Source organism: Suipraeoptans intestinalis, assembly GCF_009696485.1.
Taxonomy (GTDB): Bacteria; Bacillota; Clostridia; order Lachnospirales; family Lachnospiraceae; genus Suipraeoptans; species Suipraeoptans intestinalis.
In genome coordinates this window covers 1-7653 of the sequence record NZ_VULY01000033.1, presented here as the reverse complement: position 1 = coordinate 7653, position 7653 = coordinate 1, and the positions used below count along the sequence as shown (strand labels likewise).

Sequence of the window (7653 nt, the reverse complement as noted above, 5' to 3'; positions counted from 1 at the left end):
AACATCCCGCAGGAACAGACCCACCTGCCGGACGGAACAATGCAGAAGCGGAAAAAGAATGCAGACGATATGAAGAATTGATGGAAAGCCTGGGAGGGATCGACATTCAGCTTTGGGAATGGGCATAACGGGCATATCGGATTCAACGAACCGGCGGAGGCGTTTGCAAAAGAAACCCACTGTGTCGATCTGCAGGAAAGTACGATACAGGCCAATAAACGTTTTTTTGAATCGGCAGAAGAGGTACCCAGACAGGCCTATACCATGGGGATCGGCACCATTCTAAGAGCCGTCCGGATCTTGGTGATCGTAAGCGGGAGGGATAAAGCGGATATCGTAAAGAAAGCTTCTGGGGGGCCATTACCCGCAGGTACCCGCCTCCATCCTGCAGCTGCACCCGGATGTAATCCTGGTGGCAGACGAGGCAGCGCTGTCTAAGGTGACAGAGAAGCTCTAGCGCCTTCGCTCTGTCATGGCCTTAATGGAAGACGCATATTCAGAGGGAGTCATTCCAGTGAGCTTTTTAAACTGACGGGAAAAATAATGGATGGAAGTATACCCCAGCTGTTCGGAAATCTGGGTGAAGTTTAGCCGGTTGGTCCGGATCATTTCCTTGGCGGCGTTGATCTTCATCAGGGAAAAATATTCGATGATCCCCATATGGCACTGGGCCCGGAACAGCTTTTGCAGCTGAGAGCGTCCGATCAGGTTGTCCTTGCAGATCTGATGGATAGCAATGTGGGAACAGAGGTGGGATTCCAGATAGTCGGTGACACGGTGAAACAGCTCCGTGTCACTTTTTTTCGTCATAGGGCCAAAAGAATCCGACCGGGCAGCCTGCGAAGAACCACCGGGTTGGAATGCCGGCGGATCAGGTGGATCAGGAAATGCTCCAGATACAGCCGGATCAGCTGCTGGGCGCCAAACATATCGGCAGGCTTCTGGGGCATGTTCTGTAGATAGGGGTCATCCAGCCGGCAGTCGAAACAGCGCCGGGCTTCAATGATGATATCTGCCAGAAGGTTGCGCTCCGTGTCGTCGATCAAAAACGTTTTTTTTGCGGAAGAAGTCCATCGCCGGATCGTCACACTGGAAGGAGATGACCACCAGGTTAGGGGCGATGGTTCCGTTGGCGTGTACGTCATGGAATTCGTTGGGTTCGTGAAAGGCGATCTCTCCCTGCTTCAGAGTCCGCAGCCTGGTCCCGGCGGTAATGGAAACTTCCCCTTTGTCCACACAGATAAATTCCAGAAATCATGGGCTTCTCCATCAAAGGAAAAATCATTCATATATTCAAAATAGTGGATGCTGTAAATTTTACCAACAGATACTTCGTTTTGCAGTGAAATTCCGTCATATCCCATAAGATACCTCGCGATTTGTCTTGAAAAGAGTTGCTTTTTTAAAATATTATGGATTCTTACCAACAGTATACAGGAAAAAGAAAGGAAATCAAAAGAAAAATACCGATAGTGCAAATTTATGAAATATAATACAAAGATTTTTGTGCAGTTTTGTAATAGAATGAGGACAGCGAGAGAAAACACTTTATAGGAGGTAAAGTAGTATGAAAAGAAACTGGTTAGCGTATTGCTGTGTGGAGCACTGGTTGTCGCTGCAATGGCAGGCTGCGGCAAGAAGTCTGACAGCGCTTCCTCTGATAGCAAAGACAGCGACAAGCTTGTGTACTGGTCTATGTGGAGCGAGAAAGAGCCCCAGGCAGAAGTGATCAAGGAAGCGGTAGAAAAGTACACAAAGGACACAGGCGTAGAGGTAGATCTGCAGTTCAAGGGACGGAGCGGACAAGAGAAGGTCTGCAGCCGGCATTGGACGCAAAGCAGCAGATCGACCTGTTTGATGAGGATGTCAACAGAGTCAACGGATCCTGGGGAAAATATCTGCTGGATCTGGAAGATCTGGCAAAAGATTTTGAGGCAGAGCACGGAAATACGACGCTGTTCCAGATTGCAAGAAACGCATACGGACAGACTCACGACGGAGATGCAACGCTGCATTCTATTCCTTACCAGCCGTCTATTTTCGGTTTCTTCTACAACAAGACCTTGTTTGAAAAGGCAGGAATCGAGGCGGTTCCGACTACCTGGGAAGAGTTTGACGCAGTGTGCGCAAAGCTGAAGGAAGCAAAGATCACACCGATCACAGGCGACGGAGCCTATGCAACCTCTTTCCTTGGCTATCACCTGGGACGTTATCTGGGACAGGATGGCGTAAAGGCACTGGTGGGAGATCCGGCAGTGAAGGAAAAGGTGGAAGCAGGGGAGATCGAGGCAGTGAGCTGGGATGATCCGAGAGTGGCACAGGCAGCGAAAGATCTGGAAGACTTTGCAAGTAAGGGATACTTCTCCGAGAACATAGAGTCCAATGTGTATCCGGCAGGACAGAATCAGGAATTTGCACCGGGGGATGCAGCAATCATCATCTGCGGATCCTGGCTGCCCAACGAGATCAAGGATTCGGTATCCAAGGATCTGAAATGGGGATACTTCAATTATCCGGCAGTATCCGGCGGAACCAATGATGCAACGGCAAACAACATTGCAAACCAGGTATTTGCGATCAACAAGGATTCCAAGAAGGCAGAGCAGGCATTTGAACTGATCACCTATATCGCGGCAGGAGATTTCGATAAGAAGATGACAGAGGAAGCTCTTTGCATCCCGGCCGACAAGGCAAATGCAGATGCATGGCCGACAGAGCTGCAGGAAGTAAAACCGGGATTTGATGCAACCACTACTTTCTATGACTGGGCAGTGGGTGTAGAAAATAACGGAGACCTGACACCGGCATTAAGCGAAAACGTATTAAAGCTGATGGGCGGCAAGATGACAGCCGATGAGTTCGTAAAGGCTTGCAAGACCGCAGCAGAAAAATAAAAACTGTTTGAAGTTTGAGAGAGCAGTGAGGGGAATATGGTGGCATGGGCAGACTGCCTTCGCCACCATATTTTGTAAGAAGAAGGAGGGATTTGCGTGAAGAAAAATAAGGGAATGATAATTGGGTTTCTGATGCCGGCAGTTATCATGTTCCTGGCTGTATTTCTATATCCGATCATCAGAACGGTCCTGATGAGCTTTTTTAAGATCGAGTCGGTTACAGATACCGCGGATATGTGGCAGTTTGTGGGAATCAGTAACTACGAAAAACTGTTGTCGACGGATATTTTCCGTACAGCCATGTGGAACATTGGAAGGATCTGGCTGTTTGGCGGACTGATCGTCATGCTTTTGTCACTCCTTCTGGGCGTGATCCTGACCAGCGGGATCAAAGGGAAAAAAGTATTTCGTGCCATCATTTATCTTCCGAATATCGTGAGTGCAGTTGCATTGGCAACTATGTGGCTGCAGTATGTGTACAGTCCTAAGTTCGGGACTGTTAAAAAGTGTACTGGAGTTTGTAGGGCTGGACAAGCTGGCCAAGACCCAGTGGACAGCGCCGGATAATGTATTTTGGGCGCTGCTGATCGCCTACTGTTTTGGAATGGTGGGCTATCATATGCTGATCTGGATGAGCGGGATCGAAAGGATCAGTCCGGATTTTTATGAAGCGGCTACAATTGACGGGGCCAATAAGCCTCAGCAGTTCAGATATATGACACTTCCTCTGCTGAAGGGAGTGTTTAAGACCAACATTACCATTGTATGGTCCAGGTCAGCCACGGCCGGGCATTTTTTGTTTATGGTCCCAGGCTGTTTTCTTCCCGCTGTGGACGGCACCTATAAGCAGAGGGCCAACCATTGTTCCGGGTGCAGCTCATATGTACCACATGAACCCCACTTTCTCCGTTCCTCGCACAGTGCCGAACAGATCGTCGCGATCAGCAGGTTGGACGGTAACCAGCACCAGAGGACACGATAGGCTGGCCTTGTTGGCCCGTACGCACCGGAAAGCAAAAACAGCTGGGAGCCATACAAAAAAATGCCGCCCGTGCTGACTGACCACATGGTAATGTTGGTCTTAAACACTCCCTTCAGCAGAGGAAGTGTCATATATCTGAACTGCTGAGGCTTATTGGCCCCGTCAATTGTAGCCGCTTCATAAAAATCCGGACTGATCCTTTCGATCCCGCTCATCCAGATCAGCATATGATAGCCCACCATTCCAAAACAGTAGGCGATCAGCAGCGCCCAAAATACATTATCCGGCGCTGTCCACTGGGTCTTGGCCAGCTTGTCCAGCCCTACAAACTCCAGTACACTTTTTAACAGTCCGAACTTAGGACTGTACACATACTGCAGCCACATAGTTGCCAATGCAACTGCACTCACGATATTCGGAAGATAAATGATGGCACGAAATACTTTTTTCCCTTTGATCCCGCTGGTCAGGATCACGCCCAGAAGGAGTGACAAAAGCATGACGATCAGTCCGCCAAACAGCCAGATCCTTCCAATGTTCCACATGGCTGTACGGAAAATATCCGTCGACAACAGTTTTTCGTAGTTACTGATTCCCACAAACTGCCACATATCCGCGGTATCTGTAACCGACTCGATCTTAAAAAAGCTCATCAGGACCGTTCTGATGATCGGATATAGAAATACAGCCAGGAACATGATAACTGCCGGCATCAGAAACCCAATTATCATTCCCTTATTTTTCTTCACGCAAATCCCTCCTTCTTCTTACAAAATATGGTGGCGAAGGCAGTCTGCCCATGCCACCATATTCCCCTCACTGCTCTCTCAAACTTCAAACAGTTTTTATTTTTCTGCTGCGGTCTTGCAAGCCTTTACGAACTCATCGGCTGTCATCTTGCCGCCCATCAGCTTTAATACGTTTTCGCTTAATGCCGGTGTCAGGTCTCCGTTATTTTCTACACCCACTGCCCAGTCATAGAAAGTAGTGGTTGCATCAAATCCCGGTTTTACTTCCTGCAGCTCTGTCGGCCATGCATCTGCATTTGCCTTGTCGGCCGGGATGCAAAGAGCTTCCTCTGTCATCTTCTTATCGAAATCTCCTGCCGCGATATAGGTGATCAGTTCAAATGCCTGCTCTGCCTTCTTGGAATCCTTGTTGATCGCAAATACCTGGTTTGCAATGTTGTTTGCCGTTGCATCATTGGTTCCGCCGGATACTGCCGGATAATTGAAGTATCCCCATTTCAGATCCTTGGATACCGAATCCTTGATCTCGTTGGGCAGCCAGGATCCGCAGATGATGATTGCTGCATCCCCGGTGCAAATTCCTGATTCTGTCCTGCCGGATACACATTGGACTCTATGTTCTCGGAGAAGTATCCCTTACTTGCAAAGTCTTCCAGATCTTTCGCTGCCTGTGCACTCTCGGATCATCCCAGCTCACTGCCTCGATCTCCCCTGCTTCCACCTTTTCCTTCACTGCCGGATCTCCCACCAGTGCCTTTACGCCATCCTGTCCCAGATAACGTCCCAGGTGATAGCCAAGGAAAGAGGTTGCATAGGCTCCGTCGCCTGTGATCGGTGTGATCTTTGCTTCCTTCAGCTTTGCGCACACTGCGTCAAACTCTTCCCAGGTAGTCGGAACCGCCTCGATTCCTGCCTTTTCAAACAAGGTCTTGTTGTAGAAGAAACCGAAAATAGACGGCTGGTAAGGAATAGAATGCAGCGTTGCATCTCCGTCGTGAGTCTGTCCGTATGCGTTTCTTGCAATCTGGAACAGCGTCGTATTTCCGTGCTCTGCCTCAAAATCTTTTGCCAGATCTTCCAGATCCAGCAGATATTTTCCCCAGGATCCGTTGACTCTGTTGACATCCTCATCAAACAGGTCGATCTGCTGCTTTGCGTCCAATGCCGGCTGCAGACCTTCTCTTTGTCCGCTCCGTCCCTTGAACTGCAGATCTACCTCTACGCCTGTGTCCTTTGTGTACTTTTCTACCGCTTCCTTGATCACTTCTGCCTGGGGCTCTTTCTCGCTCCACATAGACCAGTACACAAGCTTGTCGCTGTCTTTGCTATCAGAGGAAGCGCTGTCAGACTTCTTGCCGCAGCCTGCCATTGCAGCGACAACCAGTGCTCCACACAGCAATACGCTAACCAGTTTCTTTTTCATACTACTTTACCTCCTATAAAGTGTTTTCTCTCGCTGTCCTCATTCTATTACAAAACTGCACAAAAATCTTTGTATTATATTTTCATAAATTTGCACTATCGGTATTTTTCTTTTGATTTCCCTTTCTTTTTCCTGTATACTGTTGGTAAGAATCCATAATATTTTAAAAAAGCAACTCTTTTTCAAGACAAATCGCGAGGTATCTTATGGGATATGACGGAATTTCACTGCAAAACGAAGTATCTGTTGGTAAAATTTACAGCATCCACTATTTTGAATATATGAATGATTTTTCCTTTGATGGAGAAGCCCATGATTTCTGGGAATTTATCTGTGTGGACAAAGGGGAAGTTTCCATTACCGCCGGGACCAGGCTGCGGACTCTGAAGCAGGGAGAGATCGCCTTTCACGAACCCAACGAATTCCATGACGTACACGCCAACGGAACCATCGCCCTAACCTGGTGGTCATCTCCTTCCAGTGTGACGATCCGGCGATGGACTTCTTCCGCAAAAAAACGTTTTTGATCGACGACACGGAGCGCAACCTTCTGGCAGATATCATCATTGAAGCCCGGCGCTGTTTCGACTGCCGGCTGGATGACCCCTATCTACAGAACATGCCCCAGAAGCCTGCCGATATGTTTGGCGCCCAGCAGCTGATCCGGCTGTATCTGGAGCATTTCCTGATCCACCTGATCCGCCGGCATTCCAACCCGGTGGTTCTTCGCAGGCTGCCCGGTCGGGATTCTTTTGGCCCTATGACGAAAAAAAGTGACACGGAGCTGTTTCACCGTGTCACCGACTATCTGGAATCCCACCTCTGTTCCCACATTGCTATCCATCAGATCTGCAAGGACAACCTGATCGGACGCTCTCAGCTGCAAAAGCTGTTCCGGGCCAGTGCCATATGGGGATCATCGAATATTTTTCCCTGATGAAGATCAACGCCGCCAAGGAAATGATCCGGACCAACCGGCTAAACTTCACCCAGATTTCCGAACAGCTGGGGTATACTTCCATCCATTATTTTTCCCGTCAGTTTAAAAAGCTCACTGGAATGACTCCCTCTGAATATGCGTCTTCCATTAAGGCCATGACAGAGCGAAGGCGCTAGAGCTTCTCTGTCACCTTAGACAGCGCTGCCTCGTCTGCCACCAGGATTACATCCGGGTGCAGCTGCAGGATGGAGGCGGGTACCTGCGGGGTAATGGGCCCCAGAAGGCTTTCTTTACGATATCCGCTTTATCCTCTCCGCTTACGATCACCAAGATCCGGACGGCTCTTAGAATGGTGCCGATCCCCATGGTATAGGCCTGTCTGGGTACCTCTTCTGCCGATTCAAAAAAACGTTTATTGGCCTGTATCGTACTTTCCTGCAGATCGACACAGTGGGTTTCTTTTGCAAACGCCTCCGCCGGTTCGTTGAATCCGATATGCCCGTTATGCCCATTCCCAAAGCTGAATGTCGATCCCTCCCAGGCTTTCCATCAATTCTTCATATCGTCTGCATTCTTTTTCCGCTTCTGCATTGGTTCCGTCGGCAGGTGGGTCTGTTCCTGCGGGATGTTTACCCGGTCGAACAGATGCCTGTGCATAAAGTAGT

1 protein-coding gene and 7 pseudogenes are annotated in these 7653 nt (G+C 49.0%); 4 read left to right on the top strand and 4 right to left on the bottom strand.

The genetic code is table 11. The features are described from left to right. Nucleotides 1–457, top strand: a pseudogene (locus tag FYJ34_RS15320) (glucosamine-6-phosphate deaminase); the annotation flags it as partial. On the opposite strand, the pseudogene FYJ34_RS15315 reads toward FYJ34_RS15320, so the two are convergent. Next, a pseudogene (locus FYJ34_RS15315) lies at nucleotides 454–1364 on the bottom strand (helix-turn-helix domain-containing protein). The pseudogenes FYJ34_RS15320 and FYJ34_RS15315 sit on opposite strands and share 4 nt — an antisense overlap. A gap of 256 nt (nucleotides 1365–1620) precedes the next feature. Between FYJ34_RS15315 and FYJ34_RS11940 the strand changes: the two are divergent. Together FYJ34_RS11940 and FYJ34_RS12790 are read left to right on the top strand one after the other, a co-directional pair. Beyond that, nucleotides 1621–2894, top strand: a pseudogene (locus FYJ34_RS11940) (ABC transporter substrate-binding protein). A gap of 96 nt (nucleotides 2895–2990) precedes the next feature. Beyond that, a pseudogene (locus FYJ34_RS12790) lies at nucleotides 2991–3666 on the top strand (carbohydrate ABC transporter permease); the annotation flags it as partial. A 68-nt stretch (nucleotides 3667–3734) separates the two neighbouring features. Here FYJ34_RS12790 and FYJ34_RS11930 read toward each other — a convergent pair. Continuing rightward, entirely contained in the window at nucleotides 3735–4625 is an 891-nt protein-coding gene (locus FYJ34_RS11930) for a carbohydrate ABC transporter permease (RefSeq protein ID WP_330582684.1), read from the bottom strand. A 96-nt stretch (nucleotides 4626–4721) separates the two neighbouring features. Beyond that, a pseudogene (locus FYJ34_RS15310) lies at nucleotides 4722–6048 on the bottom strand (ABC transporter substrate-binding protein). Nucleotides 6049–6254: 206 nt separating this feature from the next. Between FYJ34_RS15310 and FYJ34_RS15305 the strand changes: the two are divergent. Further along, nucleotides 6255–7164: pseudogene (locus FYJ34_RS15305) on the top strand (AraC family transcriptional regulator). Here FYJ34_RS15305 and FYJ34_RS15300 read toward each other — a convergent pair. Continuing rightward, a pseudogene (locus tag FYJ34_RS15300) lies at nucleotides 7161–7653 on the bottom strand (glucosamine-6-phosphate deaminase); the annotation flags it as partial. The pseudogenes FYJ34_RS15305 and FYJ34_RS15300 overlap by 4 nt on opposite strands.